The organism is Rhodanobacter caeni (assembly GCF_039523575.1).
GTDB lineage: Bacteria > Pseudomonadota > Gammaproteobacteria > Xanthomonadales > Rhodanobacteraceae > Rhodanobacter > Rhodanobacter caeni.
Window position 1 is genome coordinate 610,566 of record NZ_BAAAFO010000004.1, and the last position, 16,031, is coordinate 626,596.

16 protein-coding genes are annotated in these 16,031 nt (G+C 66.6%); 9 read left to right on the forward strand and 7 right to left on the reverse strand.

The features are described from left to right. Positions 1 to 66 precede the first annotated feature (66 nt). Positions 67 to 1,065 carry an RluA family pseudouridine synthase gene (locus ABD017_RS15595; protein ID WP_343883697.1) on the forward strand — a complete coding sequence of 333 codons (999 nt, stop codon included), beginning with the start codon at positions 67 to 69 and terminating at the stop codon, positions 1,063 to 1,065. Here the strand turns inward: ABD017_RS15595 and ABD017_RS15600 are convergent, their stop codons facing one another. After that, entirely contained in the window at positions 1,066 to 1,407 is a 342-nt protein-coding gene (locus ABD017_RS15600) for a 4a-hydroxytetrahydrobiopterin dehydratase (RefSeq protein ID WP_343883698.1), read from the reverse strand. A gap of 142 nt (positions 1,408 to 1,549) precedes the next feature. Here ABD017_RS15600 and ABD017_RS15605 point away from each other — a divergent pair, with 142 nt between their 5' ends. Continuing rightward, on the forward strand, positions 1,550 to 2,158 hold the full coding sequence (locus ABD017_RS15605; RefSeq protein ID WP_343883699.1) for an NfuA family Fe-S biogenesis protein: 609 nt from the start codon (positions 1,550 to 1,552) through the stop codon (positions 2,156 to 2,158). 66 nt (positions 2,159 to 2,224) lie between these two features. Here ABD017_RS15605 and ABD017_RS15610 read toward each other — a convergent pair whose 3' ends face one another. From ABD017_RS15610 to ABD017_RS15635, 6 genes are all read right to left on the reverse strand, one after another. Continuing rightward, complete coding sequence (locus ABD017_RS15610) at positions 2,225 to 2,584, reverse strand: c-type cytochrome (protein ID WP_343883700.1); 360 nt, start codon at positions 2,582 to 2,584, stop codon at positions 2,225 to 2,227. 24 nt (positions 2,585 to 2,608) lie between these two features. Beyond that, positions 2,609 to 2,935 carry a c-type cytochrome gene (locus tag ABD017_RS15615; protein ID WP_343883701.1) on the reverse strand — a complete coding sequence of 109 codons (327 nt, stop codon included), beginning with the start codon at positions 2,933 to 2,935 and terminating at the stop codon, positions 2,609 to 2,611. Between the two features lie 109 nt (positions 2,936 to 3,044). After that, positions 3,045 to 4,289 carry a TraB/GumN family protein gene (locus ABD017_RS15620; protein WP_343883702.1) on the reverse strand — a complete coding sequence of 415 codons (1,245 nt, stop codon included), beginning with the start codon at positions 4,287 to 4,289 and terminating at the stop codon, positions 3,045 to 3,047. A gap of 81 nt (positions 4,290 to 4,370) precedes the next feature. Beyond that, positions 4,371 to 5,261 carry a carbon-nitrogen hydrolase gene (locus ABD017_RS15625; protein ID WP_343883703.1) on the reverse strand — a complete coding sequence of 297 codons (891 nt, stop codon included), beginning with the start codon at positions 5,259 to 5,261 and terminating at the stop codon, positions 4,371 to 4,373. 92 nt (positions 5,262 to 5,353) lie between these two features. Beyond that, positions 5,354 to 6,391 carry an agmatine deiminase family protein gene (locus ABD017_RS15630; protein ID WP_343883704.1) on the reverse strand — a complete coding sequence of 346 codons (1,038 nt, stop codon included), beginning with the start codon at positions 6,389 to 6,391 and terminating at the stop codon, positions 5,354 to 5,356. Positions 6,392 to 6,484: 93 nt separating this feature from the next. After that, positions 6,485 to 6,853 carry a hypothetical protein gene (locus tag ABD017_RS15635; protein ID WP_343883705.1) on the reverse strand — a complete coding sequence of 123 codons (369 nt, stop codon included), beginning with the start codon at positions 6,851 to 6,853 and terminating at the stop codon, positions 6,485 to 6,487. Between the two features lie 200 nt (positions 6,854 to 7,053). On the opposite strand from ABD017_RS15635, the gene ABD017_RS15640 reads away from it, so the two are divergent. From ABD017_RS15640 to ABD017_RS15670, 7 genes are all read left to right on the forward strand, one after another. Then, positions 7,054 to 9,120, forward strand: coding sequence for an ABC-F family ATP-binding cassette domain-containing protein (locus ABD017_RS15640; RefSeq protein WP_343883706.1), 2,067 nt, complete (start codon positions 7,054 to 7,056; stop codon positions 9,118 to 9,120). Next, on the forward strand, positions 9,117 to 10,040 hold the full coding sequence (locus ABD017_RS15645; protein WP_343883707.1) for a phosphoglycerate mutase: 924 nt from the start codon (positions 9,117 to 9,119) through the stop codon (positions 10,038 to 10,040). Before ABD017_RS15640 ends, ABD017_RS15645 begins: the two co-directional genes overlap by 4 nt. Further along, on the forward strand, positions 10,037 to 11,758 hold the full coding sequence (gene recJ / locus ABD017_RS15650; protein ID WP_343883708.1) for a single-stranded-DNA-specific exonuclease RecJ: 1,722 nt from the start codon (positions 10,037 to 10,039) through the stop codon (positions 11,756 to 11,758). The genes ABD017_RS15645 and recJ overlap by 4 nt, the downstream gene beginning before the upstream one ends. Before the next feature lie 73 nt (positions 11,759 to 11,831). Beyond that, positions 11,832 to 12,206 (forward strand): SpoIIAA family protein, encoded by a 375-nt coding sequence (locus tag ABD017_RS15655; protein WP_343883710.1) that lies wholly within the window; start codon positions 11,832 to 11,834, stop codon positions 12,204 to 12,206. 437 nt (positions 12,207 to 12,643) lie between these two features. Beyond that, entirely contained in the window at positions 12,644 to 14,326 is a 1,683-nt protein-coding gene (gene asnB, locus ABD017_RS15660) for an asparagine synthase B (protein ID WP_343883712.1), read from the forward strand. Positions 14,327 to 14,483: 157 nt separating this feature from the next. Beyond that, a protein-coding gene (gene prfB, locus ABD017_RS15665) for a peptide chain release factor 2 (RefSeq protein ID WP_343883713.1) occupies positions 14,484 to 15,609 on the forward strand; the annotation gives its coding sequence in 2 pieces (ribosomal slippage) (positions 14,484 to 14,558 and positions 14,560 to 15,609; 1,125 coding nt in all). A 29-nt stretch (positions 15,610 to 15,638) separates the two neighbouring features. Continuing rightward, positions 15,639 to 15,965, forward strand: a complete 327-nt coding sequence (locus ABD017_RS15670; protein WP_343883714.1) for a hypothetical protein — start codon at positions 15,639 to 15,641, stop codon at positions 15,963 to 15,965. Positions 15,966 to 16,031 lie beyond the last annotated feature (66 nt).

The following is a 16,031-nucleotide window of genomic DNA, read 5'->3' on the forward strand; positions in this document are numbered from 1 at the left end:
CCGAGCCATGTATCGGCGGGCCAGGTGGACGCCCGCCGAGTATCCTATTTCAGCAGGTTTTTTTCAATGCAAACGGTAACTTCCCCCGATGCACCTCAAGGTGTGCGTCAAGTCGTGGTTGGCCCCGAACGGGATGGCCAGCGCATCGACAATGCCTTGATGACCCTGCTCAAAGGCGTTCCCAAGAGCATGGTCTACCGGCTGCTGCGCACCGGCCAGGTGCGTATCAACGGCAAGCGGGCCAAGCCGGACACGCGTCTCGCGGACGGCGATACGCTGCGCATCCCGCCGGTCCGTGTGGCCGAACGGGAGGAAGGCAGGGCGCCGGCCGGCGGCCTGGTGGCCTCGGTGGCCGATGCGATCCTGTTCGAGGACAAACACTTTCTGGTGATCGACAAGCCCTCCGGCGTGGCCAGCCACGGCGGCAGCGGTGTCAGCCACGGCGCCATCGAACTGTTGCGCGCGGCGCGGCCGCAGGAGCACCTGGAACTGGTGCACCGGCTCGACCGCGATACCAGCGGCGTGCTGGTGTTTGCCCGCACGCGCGCCGGGCTGACCGGCCTGCAGGCGTTGATCCGCGCCGGCGAGGTCACCAAACAATACCTGTGCCTGATGCTCGGCCATCCCTCCAAGGCCAAGTTCGACGTGAATGCGCCCTTGCTGAAATCGGTGCTGCAAGGCGGCGAGCGGATGGTGCGGGTGGCCGACAGCGGCAAGCCGTCGCTGACGTTCTTCCGCGAAATGGAACAGTACCCGGGCGCGCGCCTGATGCAGGCCACGCTGGGCAGTGGCCGCACGCATCAGATCCGCGTGCATGCCGCCCATATCGGCCATCCGCTGGCCGGCGATCCCAAATATGGCGATCGGGAAATGAACAAGCGTTTCCGCGAGATGGGCTTGCAGCGCCTGTTCCTTCACGCGGCGCATCTGGGTTTCGAGCTGGATGGGCGTTCGTACAGTTTTTCCACGCCGCTGCCGGAGGACCTGAAGGCCTTTCTCGACGTGCTGTCCGTCAAGGGCAAGCGCCTGGTCTACACCCGCGACAAGTCGCGCACGGATATCTGATCAGCGCTCGAGCAGCGCCTCGACCCGCGCCGCGCAGATGAAATCGTTCAGCGACAAACCGCCCACATCGTGGGTCGACCACGCCAGCCGGCAATGGCCGTAGCCTGCTTCGATGTCGGGATGATGATCCTCGTGGTTGGCCATGAAGCCCACGGCGTTGATGAAGCCGAGCGTGCGGTGGAAATCATCGAAGCGGAAATCCTTGACGATGGCCTTGCCGTCGGCGCCGAGTTCCCATCCGGGCAATTGCTGCAAGAGCTCCTGCACCGCCGATGCATCCAGGGCGTGCTCTTTTCCCTTGCGCGGTTGGCAGTGTTGCGCGGACAACGGGTGGGCGTTCATCGGTACTCCAAGAGCTCAAAGGGGAGCCATCCAGCCTTGATCCTGGCGCCTGAAAAGTCAAAGCCGCGCGTGCAGGCTGAAACTGGACTAAAATGGTGCTGATTAGCCGCAGCGGCGGCGCCAGTTTTTGGTCGGAGCAGGCATGATCGACATTTCGGAACGCGCGCAACAGCATTTCCTGCGCCTTCTATCGCAACAAGGCATCGATGACCTCAGCATTCGCCTGCGCGTCACGGCACCGGGCACGCCGGCAGCGAACTGCGAGCTGGAGTTCTGCGAGCCGGTCGACCTGGTCGGCGGCGAGTGGACCATCGAATGCGCCGGTTTCAATTTTCATGTCGATGGCGACAGCGCGCGCTGGCTGGACAACGCCACCATCGACTTCGAGCCAACCGCCACGGGTGGCCAGCTGAACATCCGCGCGCCGATGATCAAGGGCCATGTGCCCGGCGTGGAAGCCGGCTTGATCGAACGTGTGCGCTACGTTCTGGAGGCCGAGATCAACCCCAAGCTTGCCTCGCATGGTGGCCGCGTCAGCCTGCTGGAGATCGATGCCGATGGCGTGGTGCTGTTGCAGTTTGGCGGCGGTTGCCATGGTTGCGGCATGGTCGACGTGACGCTCAAGCAAGGGGTGGAAAAAACCCTGCGCGAACGGGTGCCGGAGATCACCGCCGTGCGCGACGCGACCGATCATGCCGGTGGTACCACCCCGTACTACAGCAAGCACGAGGGTGCGTCGGCCGCGGTGTGATTCAGCCAGGAAGCCCACGAAAAAGCCCGCCGAAGCGGGCTTTATTCAAATCAGGCTTGACGGCTCTCAGTTGTCGCCCTGCACATGCCCCTTGAGCGTGTCCAGCTTGCTCGGCAGGCTGGAAAAGTAGGCGGCGATGTCTTCGATATCCTGGTCGGACAAGGTCGAGACCATGCCCTTCATGATCGGGTTGTTGCGCTGGCCGTTCTTGTACTCGTGCATCACGTGGGAGAGATACAGGTGGTACTGGCCGGCCAGGCGCGGATACTGCGGATCGACGGCGTTGCCATCGGTGCCATGGCAGGCAAAGCAGGTGGCCGCCTTTTCCTTGCCGTTGGCAGCGTTGCCGGCGTCGGCGGCCATTGACTGGACCGAAGCGAACGCCAGGGCGGCGCCGAACGAAAGTAGAACCAGTGCACGATTCATGCGGAAATCCTTGGGTACCTGAGCTTATTTGCTGGCGAGACTGGAGAGATAGGCAGCGATGTTCTGGATGTCCGTGTCGGACAAGCTGCTTGCCTGGGCATCCATCGTGGGATGGACGCGATCGCCACTCTTGTACCCGTTCAGGGCATTGACGATGTACTGCTCATTCTGGCCGGCGATCTTGGGCACCGGATATTGCGGATAAGCATTGGTGTAGCCGGGTACGCCATGGCAGCCAGCGCAGGTGTAGATCAATTTGCGGCCGGCAGCCTTGTCGCCCTCGGCATGTGCGCTGGTGGCGGCAAAGAGGACGGAAGCCGCGGCCAAGCCGAGCAATTGCAGTCGAGTCATCGAATTCGTTCCCACGGGTGCGGCGGGTGTGGAGTGTATGCAACCGGCCAAGTATAGACGTTGCGTTGACGCGGGGACAACACGACTACGTCGGCGTTTGCCGCTTGGCTCAGACCAGACTCTTGAAAATATGGATACCGGCGCTGTACTCGCCGACGATCGTGCCCACGCTGACCAGAAAGAAATTCAGCAGCGTGCGGGCCACGCGATTTTTCCACCAGCCGCTCCAGTGGACGATGTCGTCGCGCAAGGTGTCGAAGTCGACCACGCGCGGACGCCGCACCCAGGCTTCGGCCGTCGCACTGATGCCGCCGGCGGGGATGCCGGGGCGGAACGGTTTGATCGGCGCGGCGACGAAAGCCGCCGCGATGCTCAGCGGATGCGCGCCCGCGACCAGCGCGCCGAGCGCGGCAAAGCCACCGGTGAACACTATCCAGTCACGCAATGCCTGCGCGCCCAGTGCCGTGTTGCGATGGAAGGCGTAGCCGATGGCGGCAAACACCAGCAACACCAGCGCCGCCGCAAGCCACTTCGGCCAGCGCGCCTTGGGCGGCGTCGCGGCCAGTGCCGCGACCTTGGCGGAAGGATCGTCCTGCTGCGTGCGCAACTGCTCGCACAGGCCCTTGAGGTGTCCTGCGCCAATCACCACCAGCACGCGGCGGGTCGGTGTTTCGGCGGTGGACGACCGCGCCGCTTCCTGCCGCAACCGCGCAGCCATGAACGCATCGCGCTCACCGATCAGGCTGTCGTACAGCGGCTTGGACTCGCTGGCGAACTCGCTGAAGGCACTCTCCAGCAAGTCGCCCTGTTTCAGCTTCTCGATCTCGACCTGCTCGATCTGCTCGCGCTCGAACACGCTGGCCAGCAGGCCGCCGAGCAAGCCGAAACGCTGCCAGAAACCCACGCTGCGCCACGCCCGTTTCAAGGTGGTGCCGACCTCGCGGTCGATCAGCCACAGCGGCAACTGACGCTGTTCGGCGCCATCCATCGCCGCCTTCATTTCCGCGCCGGGCTGGATGCCGGACTGGTCGGCCAGGCGTTTCTGGAAGGTCGACAGCACCAGGCTGGCGGCGACCATGCCGGCCTTGCCCTGGCGGATCACCTTGAACAGATCCATCTGCTTGAACGCTTCGGGATCGCGCATGCCCTGGGCGCGGCTCTCGCACAACTCCACGGCGACCGCATCGAACGGCTCGTGCGCCAGCATCGCCTCCACCGCCTCCATGCTGCTGCGCGATACGTGCGCGGTGCCCAGCACCACGTATTCCACGTCGCCGCGGATCACCCGCTCGACGGGTTGGTCCTGCAACGCCAGCGGCGCAGACAAAGTGGAATCGGTTTCGGGAACACTCATGCGATCAGCAGGCCGGTCGGGGTGAAGTCCAAGCATGGGGATGACCGGCATGCGGAACAAGCGGAATGAAATGGCGCCACGTCAGTCGCGGAAGCGCTTGAGCAGGTCGGCGTAGGCGTCGATGCGGCGGTCGCGCAGGAACGGCCAGATGCGGCGTACATGTTCGCTGCGCTCGAGGTCGATGTCGGCCAGCAGCAATTCGCGCCGGTCGGTGCCCGCCTGCGCCAGGAACTCGCCCTGCGGCCCGGCCACGAAGCTGTTGCCCCAGAACTGGATACCCGCGCCGACGTCATCGGGAGCGGCCTCGAAGCCGGTGCGATTGCATGCCAGCAGCGGCAGGCCGTTGGCCACGGCGTGGCCGCGCTGCACCGTGATCCAGGCGTCGCGCTGGCGATCCTTTTCCGGCTGGTCGTCGGTGGGATCCCAGCCGATCGCGGTGGGGTAGAGCAGCAGTTCGGCGCCGGCCAGCGCCATCAGGCGGGCGGCTTCGGGATACCACTGGTCCCAGCACACCAGCACGCCGAGCCGGCCCACCGAGGTATCGATCGGCTCGAAGCCCAGGTCGCCCGGGGTGAAATAGAACTTTTCGTAGAACGCCGGATCGTCCGGGATGTGCATCTTGCGGTATTTGCCGGCGATCTCGGCCGAGCGATCGAACACCACCGCCGTGTTGTGGTACAGGCCTGCAGCGCGCTTCTCGAACAGCGATGCCACCACGACCAGCTGCAGCTCCTGCGCCAGCTTGCCGATGCGTGCGGTGCCGGGGCCGGGGATGGTTTCGGCCTGGTCGAAAACCTCCACCGATTCGCGCTGGCAGAAATACGGGCCGTTGTGCAGTTCCTGCAGCAGAACCAGTTGTGCGCCGGCGCCGGCCGCTTCGCGCAGGCCGGTCTCGATGGCGTCGAGGTTGGCGTCGCGGCTGCCGCGGTCGGTTTCCTGCAGCAGTGCGACTTTGAGGGTCTTGCGGGTCATGGAATGTCCTGCCGGATGGGCCAGTCGGCCCAGTTTAGCGGGTGGGGGTGATGGCGCCGCCAAAGTTGTCGCGTGGCGGCGGGCCCTTTTCGTCAGTGCGCCATGCCCGCAGGCAATTGCATGGTGATGCAGTGCAGGCTGCCGTTCTGCCAGATCAGCGCCCGGCACGGCACCTGCACCACCTCGCGTCCGGGATGCGCCGTGCCGATGATGCGCGCGGCCTCGTCGTCGGCGGCGTCGCCATAGGCCGGCACCAGCACGGCGCCGTTGACGATCAGGTAATTGGCGTACGACGCGGCGAGCCGGCGGCCTTCATCGATGATCGGCTGCGCCCATGGCAGCGGGTACAGCTGGTATGGACGTCCATCCGCCGTGCGCAGCGCGGCCAGTTCGGCGGCCATGCGCTGCAGCTCGTCGTAATGCGGGTCGCTGGCGTCCTCACAGGCCTGGTAGACGATGCGGTCGCCGGGCGCCAAGCGGGCGAGGGTGTCGATGTGCGCGTCGGTATCGTCGCCTTCGAGGTAGCCGTAGTCCAGCCACAGCACGCGTTCGGCATGCAGGCCGTCGCGCAGGATCGCGCTCATCGCCTCGCGCGACTGGTCCGGATGCCGCTGCACCAGGCAGCGCCAGGTGGTGAGGATCGTGCCGGCGCCGTCGCTCTCGATGCCGCCGCCTTCCAGCGCCCAGTCGATGCGCTTGTGGGCGGCGTTGCCGAACACGCCGGCGTCGACCAGGCCCGCCACCAGCGCGTCATCCTGCGCCGCGCCGAACTTGCCGCCCCAGCCGGTGAAGCGGAAATCGGTGAGCTGGAAACGATCGCCGGCGGCCAGCGTGATCGGGCCCGAATCGCGCAGCCAGGTGTCGTCGTAGGGCAGCTCGACGAAGCGGATGCGCGAAAGATCGGCGCCCGCGGCAGCAAGCTTTTCCTGCGCATGCGTTTTCACGGTGGCGTCGGCCACCACGATGATGAGCGACTGGAACCGGGTGATCGCGGCGCCCAGCGCCACGTAGGTGGATTCCACCGCGGCCAGGCGGTCGGCCCAGTCGGTGCCGGCGTGCGGCCAGGCGATCAGCACGGCGGATTGCGGCTCCCATTCGGCCGGCAGGCGCAGTTGGGGGGTGGCGGTCATGTCGGCACTCGCGTCTCGAAGCCCGGCGGGCGAAACGGCAAGTGTAAAGGGAGCGGCACCCGACGCGGTGCCGGTGGATCTTATCCGCGGCTCTTACTGCACCGCCGCCGGGTTCGTATTGTTGCCCGCGGGCGTGTTGAGCACCGAGTGGATCACGTGGTCGTGCTCGAAATACACGATGAACTTGGCGTAGTCCCAGCGGTTGATGACCGGGTGTTTCTTCGTATCGCCACCGCGTGGCGACAGCTTGCGCAGCGGTGCGCCGTAATCACGTTCGACCTGGGCCATGCTGAGCCCGCGCCGGGGCAGGTTCATGCCCTGTTCCTGCTGCACGCGATGGATCAACAGGTTGTCACCGTGCGTGGTGCGGGATTGAAGGGCGTGGGCCGCGGGCGAGGCCGCCAGGCCGGCAAGCGCAGCGAGCATGACGATGATCGGCAAGCCGTTCGTGGACGTGACCATGGATTCCCCTCTCCATACAAGCTGTATGCGGCGTTGTTTTATCAGAACTGCCGATGCTACGCCATGTTCGTTGGCGCCGGTTGCGACGTGATCGGCATTCGCCTGCGCCATCGTCGCCCGAGTCGGTGATGGCGGGGCCGGGCGGCTATCATGGGCGGCTGTGGCGACCGCACGCCTGCTTCCGGACACCTGCTCATTCCATGATCGCCTTTCGACACTTCGCGCTGCGCCGCGGCAGCCGCCTGCTGCTTTCCGATATCGACCTGGTGATCCAGGCCGGCTGGCGGCTGGGCGTGATCGGCCGCAATGGCTGCGGCAAGTCCAGCCTGTTCGCCGCCTTGCAGGGCAAGCTGGAAAGCGACGCGGGCGAACTCGACATGCCGGCCAAGGTGCGGTTGGCATCGGTGGATCAGGAAACCCCTGCGTTGCCCGATGCCGCGATCGATTACGTGCTGGGCGGCGATCCCGAGCTGGCTGCCGCGCTGGCGGCGGAAGTCGAAGCCGGCGAGCGCGGCGACATGGAGGCGATGGCGCTGGCCCACCACCGCATCGAGGAACTGCACGGTTACGACGGCCGCGCCCGCGCCGGCAAGCTGATGCACGGACTGGGCTTCTCGCCCGAGACACACGAGCGCGCGGTGAAGGAATTCTCCGGCGGCTGGCGCGGGCGCCTGAACCTGGCACGCGCGCTGATGTGTCCCTCCGACCTGCTGCTGCTGGATGAGCCCACCAACCATCTCGACCTCGATGCCGTGTTGTGGCTGGAGGAATGGCTGCGTCGCTACCAGGGCACCTTGCTGATCATTTCGCACGACCGCGAATTCCTCGACGGCGTGATCACCCACACCATGCACCTCGATGGCGGCGGCGCGAAGCTGTACACCGGCAACTACAGCGCGTTCGAACGCCTGCGCGCCGAGCAGTTGCGCCAGCAGCAGATTTCGCACGAGCGCGAGCAGGCCGAGCGGGCGCATCTACAGTCCTTCGTCGACCGCTTCAAGGCCAAGGCCAGCAAGGCCAAGCAGGCGCAGTCGCGGATGAAGCGGCTGGAAAAGCTGGCCGGCACCGAGGCGGTGCGCGCCGAGCGGCCTTTCAGCTTCACGTTCCCGCCGCCCGGGAGGCTGCCCGATTCCATGCTGCAGCTGGAGGACGTCACTGCGGGCTACGTTCTGCGCCCTCTCCCGTCAGAGGAAGGGGGCGGTGGCCGAGTCGAGGGGGAATCGGAGCGTGTTTCGATGGGTTCTGCTGCAAGCCCCATCCCCTCTCCTCAATCCTCTCCCCGGGGGGGAGAGGAGGCAAACGCCGCCCTGTCGGGCGAGGTTCATCGTCAGAAAGCGGTGGTGTTGGCCGACGTGCGCTTTTCCATTGAAGCGGGTGAGCGAATCGGCTTGCTCGGCCCCAACGGCGCCGGCAAATCCACCCTCGTCAAAACCCTGGTGGGCGAGCTGGAACCGTTCAGCGGCGTACGCAAGGCACACAAGGACCTGAAGATCGGCTACTTCGCCCAGCACACGGTGGAAAGCCTGCGCGAGGGCTCGACCCCGCTTGACCACCTGCAGGACAAGGCGCCGGGCGTGGCCACCCAGGTGATGCGCGATTTCCTGGGTACCTGGAATTTCGCCGGCGACCGCGCCTTCGAATCCGTCGACGGCTTTTCCGGCGGCGAACGGGCGCGCCTGGCGTTGGCGCTGATCGCGTGGGACAAGCCCAACCTGCTGCTGCTGGATGAGCCCACCAACCATCTCGACCTGGACATGCGCGAAGCGCTGGCCGACGCATTGTCCGATTTCGAGGGCGCGCTGGTGCTGGTATCGCACGACCGCCACCTGCTCGGCCTGGTCTGTGACAGCTTCTGGCGCGTGGCCGACGGCAGCGTGGAAAGCTTCGACGGCGATCTGGACGACTACGCCAAGTGGCTGCGCACCCGTGGTACGGCCAGCAAGAAGGCCGCCAAGGCCAGTGCCACCGTGAGGCCGGTGGCAAAAACGCCGGAGATGTCGCCCGAGGAGCGCCGCCGCCAGGCAGCCGCCCGGCGCGATGAGGAAAAAGCCTCGCGCCAGCGGGTGACGCGCATCGAAACCCGTACCGCCAGCATCGACACCGAGCTGGCCGCGCTGGAAAACCAGCTGGCCGACCCGGCAACGTACAACGGCCCCACCCAGGAACTGATGCGGCTGGGCCAGCGCCAGACCGCATTGCGCCGCGAGAAAGAGGCGCTGGAAACCGAGTGGCTGGAACTGGTCGAACGGCTGGAGGCCCTGCCATGAGCACGAAGCCCGAACGCCCATTGCACCTGTGGCTGCCCGCGCTGGCGCGCTTTGCGCCGGACCATCCGCTGCGCCGGTTGCTGGCCCGCGCCGATCGACGGGCCGACGCTTCCATCGGGTATCTCGACGGGCTGGGCGACCATTTCCCCGGCGCGGGCTCGCCGCTGCCGGCGGCGGCGTTGACGCGCGATTACCTCGCCGGTGATGCGGCAGGCCACGGCTGGTTGTCGGCCGATCCGGCCTGGATACAGCCGGACATCAATGGCGTGCGTCTGCTGGCATGCGGTCAGCTCGGGTTGAGCATGGCCGACGCGCAGGCACTGGCCGCGTCGCTGAAACCCGTGTTCGGCGACGCCGGCATGTTGCTGGAAATCACTGCGCCCGATCGCTGGCACCTGCGGCTGGCCAAGGACGCCGCGCTGCCCGTGTTCGCCGCGCCCGAGCAGGCGATGGGCGAGGACCTGGCCCAGCACCTGCCGCAAGGCCCGCAAGGCAAGCGCTGGCGCGTGCTGCTCAACGAGGTGCAGATCCTGCTGCATCAGCATCCCTTGAATGCGCAGCGGCGGGCGCAGGGGCTGTCGCCGGTCAACAGTCTGTGGCTGTGGGGCGGCGGCACGCTGCCCGGTCCGTTACGCAGCGAATGGGCTGGCGTGATCAGCGATGACGTGCTGCTCCGTGCGCTGGCGGCACGCGCCCAGACCGCGCATCGATCGCGCACGGCCGAGACGGTGGCCACGGCAGGCAAGGGCTGGCTGATCGACCTGCAGGATCTGCCGGCCGGCGACATCGCCACCCAGTGGTGGCCCGCGTTGCAATCGCTGCTGGCGCGCCAGCCGGTGGTGCTGCACTTCGCCAGCGGCGAGCGCTGGCAGCGCAAGCCCTGGCATCGCTGGCGCTTCTGGCGCGGGGCGGGCGGTTGAGCGCGGCAACGTCGGGCCCGCTGCAGTTGCGCCGCCGACCCAGCCTGGGCGAAGCCCGCGGCTGGCCTGATGCCGTGCATCCGGTATTGCAGCGGATCTACGCCGCGCGCGGCGTGTTCGGCCCTGATCAGGTGGAGCATCGGCTGGCCCGGCTGCTGTCGCCGCAGATGCTGGGTGGCATGGATCGGGCGGTCGACCTGCTGGTGCAGGCGATCGAGGGCGACTGGCGCATCCTGATCGCCGGTGACTACGACTGTGACGGCGCCACCGGCACCGCCGTGGCGATACGCGGGTTGCGGCTGCTGGGTGCGAAGCATGTGGACTACGCCGTGCCCAACCGCTTCATCCACGGCTACGGCCTGAGCCCGGCCCTGGTGGCCTCGCTGCAACCCACGCCGCAACTCATCGTCACCGTGGACAACGGCGTGGCCAGCGTGGCCGGCGTGGCGGCGGCCAAAGCGCGCGGCATCCGCGTCATCGTCACCGACCACCATCTGCCGGGCGAGCAACTGCCCGACTGCGACGCGATGGTGAACCCCAACCTGGCCGGCGACGGCTTCCCCAGCAAGGCGCTGGCGGGTGTGGGCGTGATGTTCTACCTGCTGCTGGCGTTGCGTGCGCGGTTGTTTGCGGCCGGAACGCCTGCGCGTCCCGATCTTTCCAGCCTGCTCGATCTGGTCGCGCTGGGCACGGTGGCCGACCTGGTGCCGCTGGATTTCAACAATCGCGTGCTGGTGGCTGCCGGCTTGCAGCGCATCCGCAATGGCCAAGCCTGCGCCGGCGTCACGGCGCTGATCGAATCGGGCAGGCGCAGCCTGGCGACGTTGTGCGCCAGCGATCTCGGTTTCGTGGTGGGTCCGCGCCTGAATGCTGCCGGTCGGTTGGAAGACATGCGCCTGGGCGTCGAATGCCTGCTCACCGACGATGTGGGGCAGGCGCGCCGCCATGCCGAACAGCTCAGTGCGATCAACCAGGAGCGGCGCGACCTTCAGGCCTCGATGGTGGCTGAGGCCGAGGTGATGGCCGCGGGCATGGCGCACACCGACGCGATCGGCGTGGCCTTGTACGAGCCGTCCTGGCATGCCGGCGTGGTGGGGCTGGTGGCGTCGAAATTGAAGGATCGCCTGCATCGGCCGGTGATCGCGTTCGCGCCCGCCAGCGAGGACAACACCGACGACCTGCGCGGCTCGGCCCGTTCGATCGCCGGCTTCCATATCCGCGACGCGCTGGCCGTGATCGACGCGCGCCATCCCGGCCTGATCGAGCGCTTCGGCGGCCACGCGATGGCGGCCGGGCTGAGCCTGAAGACCTGCGATTACCCGCGCTTCGCGGCGGCGTTCGACGCGGTCGCGCAGGAGCTGATCGATGCGGAACGCCTGCAGGCCGTGCTGCTCACCGACGGCGGCCTGCCGCCGGGCGCGGCCTCGCTGGCGCTGGCGCGGCAACTGCGCCACGCCGGCCCGTGGGGTCAGGCGTTTCCCGAGCCCTTGTTCGACGACGTCTTCGAGTGCATCGGCTGGAAGGTGATGGGCGAGCGCCACCTGCGGCTGCAATTGCGCGACCCGCGCGACGGCATGCAGCACGATGCGGTGATGTTCAACGCCTATCGCGGCGATCCGCCGCCGGCGTCGTTGCGCGCCGCCTACGAGCTGACCATCAATGACTGGCAGGGACGGGAGTCACCGCGGTTGCTGTTGCGGCACATCGAACCCGCCTGAAACCGCGCGCCCGTTGCCCGCTTTTCACAACCGGTGCCTCACGCTTGCGGCGTCCCACTCCACGGAGAACGCCATGATCAAGCAGATGGAAGGATTGCCCGCCGGCACGCTGGGTTTTCGCGCCCACGGCCAGGTCACCGCCGCCGATTACGAGCGCGTGGTCATCCCCGACGTGGAGGCCGCGTTCGCGCTCAACCGCAAATTGCGCTTGCTGTTCGTGATCGATGAGGACTTCACCGGCTTCGACCCCGGCGCCATGTGGGACGACGTGAAGATGGGTGCGCGCCACTTCAGCGGCTGGGAGCGGGTGGCGCTGGTGACCGACGTGGCATGGCTGCGCGCCACGGCCAACGCGATGGGTTTCATGATGCCTGGCGAGTTCCGCCTGTTCTCGCTGGCCGATCTCGAGACGGCCAAACGCTGGATCGCCGAATTGCTGCCGGGTTAAGGAAGGCTCTGATTTTGCTCGTCATTCCTGCGAAAGCAGGAATCCAGTGCCTTTACACTCAATAACTTGGAGGCGCTGGATCCCAGCTTTCGCTGGGATGACGAGCAAAAAGCTGGTTGATCAGACCTTCCTTCAATGTTGCAACGCGGCACTTGCATATGGACGTCCAATCTGTTCTATTGACCAGCATGCATTTCCAGCCCGCCAGTTTTTTCATCGACGCCGTCGCTCTGGCGCGTCCTGGTGTGCTGGCCGGTCGCAACAATAATCGCGCGAATAACAACGCCAACCATTGGCGGGCCGGCGCGTAGCTGAAGTTTCATCCCATACGCGAAAAAGGCCCGCCCAGTGCGGGCTTTTTTGTTTTTGGGCGCAACAGGATCATTGCCGGGCAACCGGCGACACCATCAATCACATTGACGAGAAGGGGTAGTGGCATGTGTTCGATTTTCGGGATGTTCGATCTGCAGCCGGGTGACGACCTGGGTGCGTTGCGCCGCCAGGCACTGGAGTTGTCGCAGCGCCAGCGCCATCGCGGCCCGGACTGGAGCGGCGTGTTCGTCGATGAAGGCGCGATCCTGGTGCACGAACGCTTGGCCATCGTGGACCCCACCAGCGGTGCCCAGCCGCTGCGTTCGCGCGACGGCGAGCTGGCGCTGGCGGTCAACGGCGAGATCTACAACCACCGCGAACTGCGCGCCGCCAGCAGCTACGACTTCACCACCGGCTCGGACTGCGAAGTCATCAACGCGCTGTACCGCGAGCAGGGCGGGGCCGGGTCGGCCGGCGATTTCGTCAACAAGCTCAACGGCATCTTCGCGTTCGCGCTGTGGGACGGCGCGGCGAAGCGCTACGTGATCGCGCGCGATCCCATCGGCGTGTGCCCGCTGTACTGGGGCCACGATGCGCAGGGTCGGCTGTGCGTGGCATCGGAGATGAAGGCGCTGGCCACGCTGTGCGCCGACGTGGCGCCGTTCCCGCCCGGCCATGTGTACGACAGTGCCGTCGGCGAGCTGCGTCGCTACTACCAGAAGGACTGGCGCGACTACGCCAACACCCGCGGCCACGACCTCACGCCCGCGGCGCTGCGCCAGGCGTTCGAGCAGGCCGTGCATCGCCAGCTGATGACCGACGTGCCCTACGGCGTGCTGCTGTCCGGCGGGCTGGATTCGTCGCTGGTGGCCGCCTGCGCCGCGCGCTTCGCCCGCGAGCGCATCGAGGACAACGACCGCAGCGAGGCCTGGTGGCCGCGGTTGCACTCGTTCGCCATCGGCCTGGAAGGCTCGCCCGACCTGGCCGCCGCGCAGATCGCCGCCGACGCGCTGGGCACCGTGCACCACGGCTTCGTCTACACCTTCGCCGAGGGGCTGGACGCGATTCCCGAAGTGATCCGCCACATCGAAACCTACGACGTCACCACCATCCGCGCGGCCACCCCGATGTTCCTGCTGGCGCGCCGGATCAAGGCGATGGGTGTGAAGATGGTGCTGTCGGGCGAAGGTTCGGACGAGATCTTCGGCGGCTACCTGTACTTCCACAAGGCGCCGTCGGCCGAGGCTTTCCACGAGGAGACCGTGCGCAAGCTCGACACCTTGCACAGCTACGACTGCCTGCGCGCCAACAAGTCGATGATGGCCTGGGGCGTGGAGGCGCGCGTGCCGTTCCTTGACCTGGAATTCCTCGATGCCGCGATGGGCCTGGATGCGAAGCACAAGATGGCCGGCAACGGCAGGATCGAGAAGCACGTGCTGCGCGAGGCGTTCGATGGCGCGCTGCCGAAGGAAATCCTGTGGCGGCAGAAGGAGCAGTTCAGCGATGGCGTGGGCTACGGCTGGATCGACGGCCTGAAGGACCACGCCGAGCAGTCGGTCAGCGACCGCGAATTCGCCGCCGCCGCCGCGCGCTACCCGTTCAACACGCCGGCCACCAAGGAAGCGTATTTCTACCGTCGCATCTTCGAGCAGCACTATCCCGGCGAAGCCTGCGCGGCCACCGTGCCGGGCGGCAAGTCGATTGCCTGCTCGTCGCCGGCGGCCATCGCCTGGGACCCGGAGTTCGCCAAGCTGGCCGACCCCTCGGGCCGTGCGGTGAAGGGCGTGCACGAAAAGGCCCTGGCCTGATCCATACCTGCAGGAGCGCACCTTGTGCGCGATGTCCTTCGCCACGTCGCGAAAGGCATCGCGCACAGGGTGCGCTCCTACAATTCACCGCGAGCAGGGGCAGCGGGCGGGGCCGCTCTGGTATCCTAGGCGGCTTGCATCCCACACCGACATCACCATGATCGAGACCAATCCCATCCACGCGCAGATCGCCGACCTCCGGGAACGCGTCGAGTCGCTTCGGGGGTATCTTTGACTACGCTTCCAAGAGCGAACGCCTGGAAGAAGTAACCCGCGAACTGGAAAGCCCCACCGTGTGGGATGACCCGGCCCGCGCGCAGGAGCTGGGCCGCGAGCGCGCCCGCCTGCACACCATTGTCGACGGCATCGACACCCTCACCGCCGGCCTCACCGATGCCGATGAATTGCTGGAGATGGCCATCGCCGACGAGGACGATGAGACGGCGCAGTCGGTCACCACCGATCTGGCGCGGCTCGAAAGCCAGGTCGGCAAGCTGGAGTTCCAGCGCATGTTCTCCGGCAAGATGGACGCGATGAATGCGTTCGTCGATATCCAGGCCGGCGCCGGCGGCACCGAGGCACAGGACTGGGCCGAAATGCTGCTGCGCATGTACCTGCGCTGGTGCGAGAACCGCGGCTGGAAAACCGAGTTGATGGAAGTCTCCGGCGGCGACGTGGCGGGCGTGAAATCCGCCACCTTCCGCGTCGAGGGCGACTACGCCTACGGCTGGCTGAAGACCGAGATCGGCGTGCACCGGCTGGTGCGCAAATCGCCGTTCGACTCGGACAACCGCCGCCACACCAGCTTCACCTCGGTGTTCGTGTCGCCCGAAGTCGATGACGACATCGACATCGACATCAACCCGGCCGACCTGCGGACGGACGTCTATCGTTCCTCCGGCGCGGGCGGCCAGCACGTCAACAAGACCGAATCGGCCGTGCGCATCACGCACATCCCCACCAACACGGTGGTCGCCTGCCAGACCGGCCGCAGCCAGCACGCCAACCGCGACACCGCGATGAAGATGCTGGCCGCGAAGCTGTACGAGCTGGAAGTGCAGAAGCGCAACGCCGAGAAGGACGCGCTGGAAGCGACCAAGTCGGACATCGGCTGGGGCAGCCAGATCCGCAACTACGTGCTGGACCAGAGCCGCATCAAGGATCTGCGCACCGGCGTCGAACGCACCGATACGCAGAAAGTGCTTGATGGCGACCTGGACGAATTCATCGAGGCCAGTCTGAAATCGGGGCTCGAGGCCGGCTCCAAGCGCAGTGACGCCTGAGCCGTTTTTGCCGCAGTGGGAGTGAAGCCATGAACCGCAAGAAGAACGGCATCGTGCTGGCGATGGGCGTCGGTTTGGCCATGTTCGGCACGGCCGCCCACGCGGGCCAGGAAAGCTTCGGCCAGAGCGTGAAGCAGGGCGCGAAATCAGCCGGCCATGGCATCGCCGATGGCGCCCGCGAGGTGGGCCACGCCAGCGCCCGCGTGGGCAGGAAGATCGGTCACGGTGCGAAGGAGGCCGGCGTGGGCATCGGTCACGGTGCCCGGGACGCGGGTGTGGCGGTGGGGCATGGCGCGCGCGACGGCTGGAACGCCACCACGCACGCGGTCAAACAGGTATTCAGCAAGGGCGACTGACGCGAGCCGTCATCCGACAACAGCCATCGACAACCAGCCACGCCATTGCGGTGGCTGCCCGGAGCA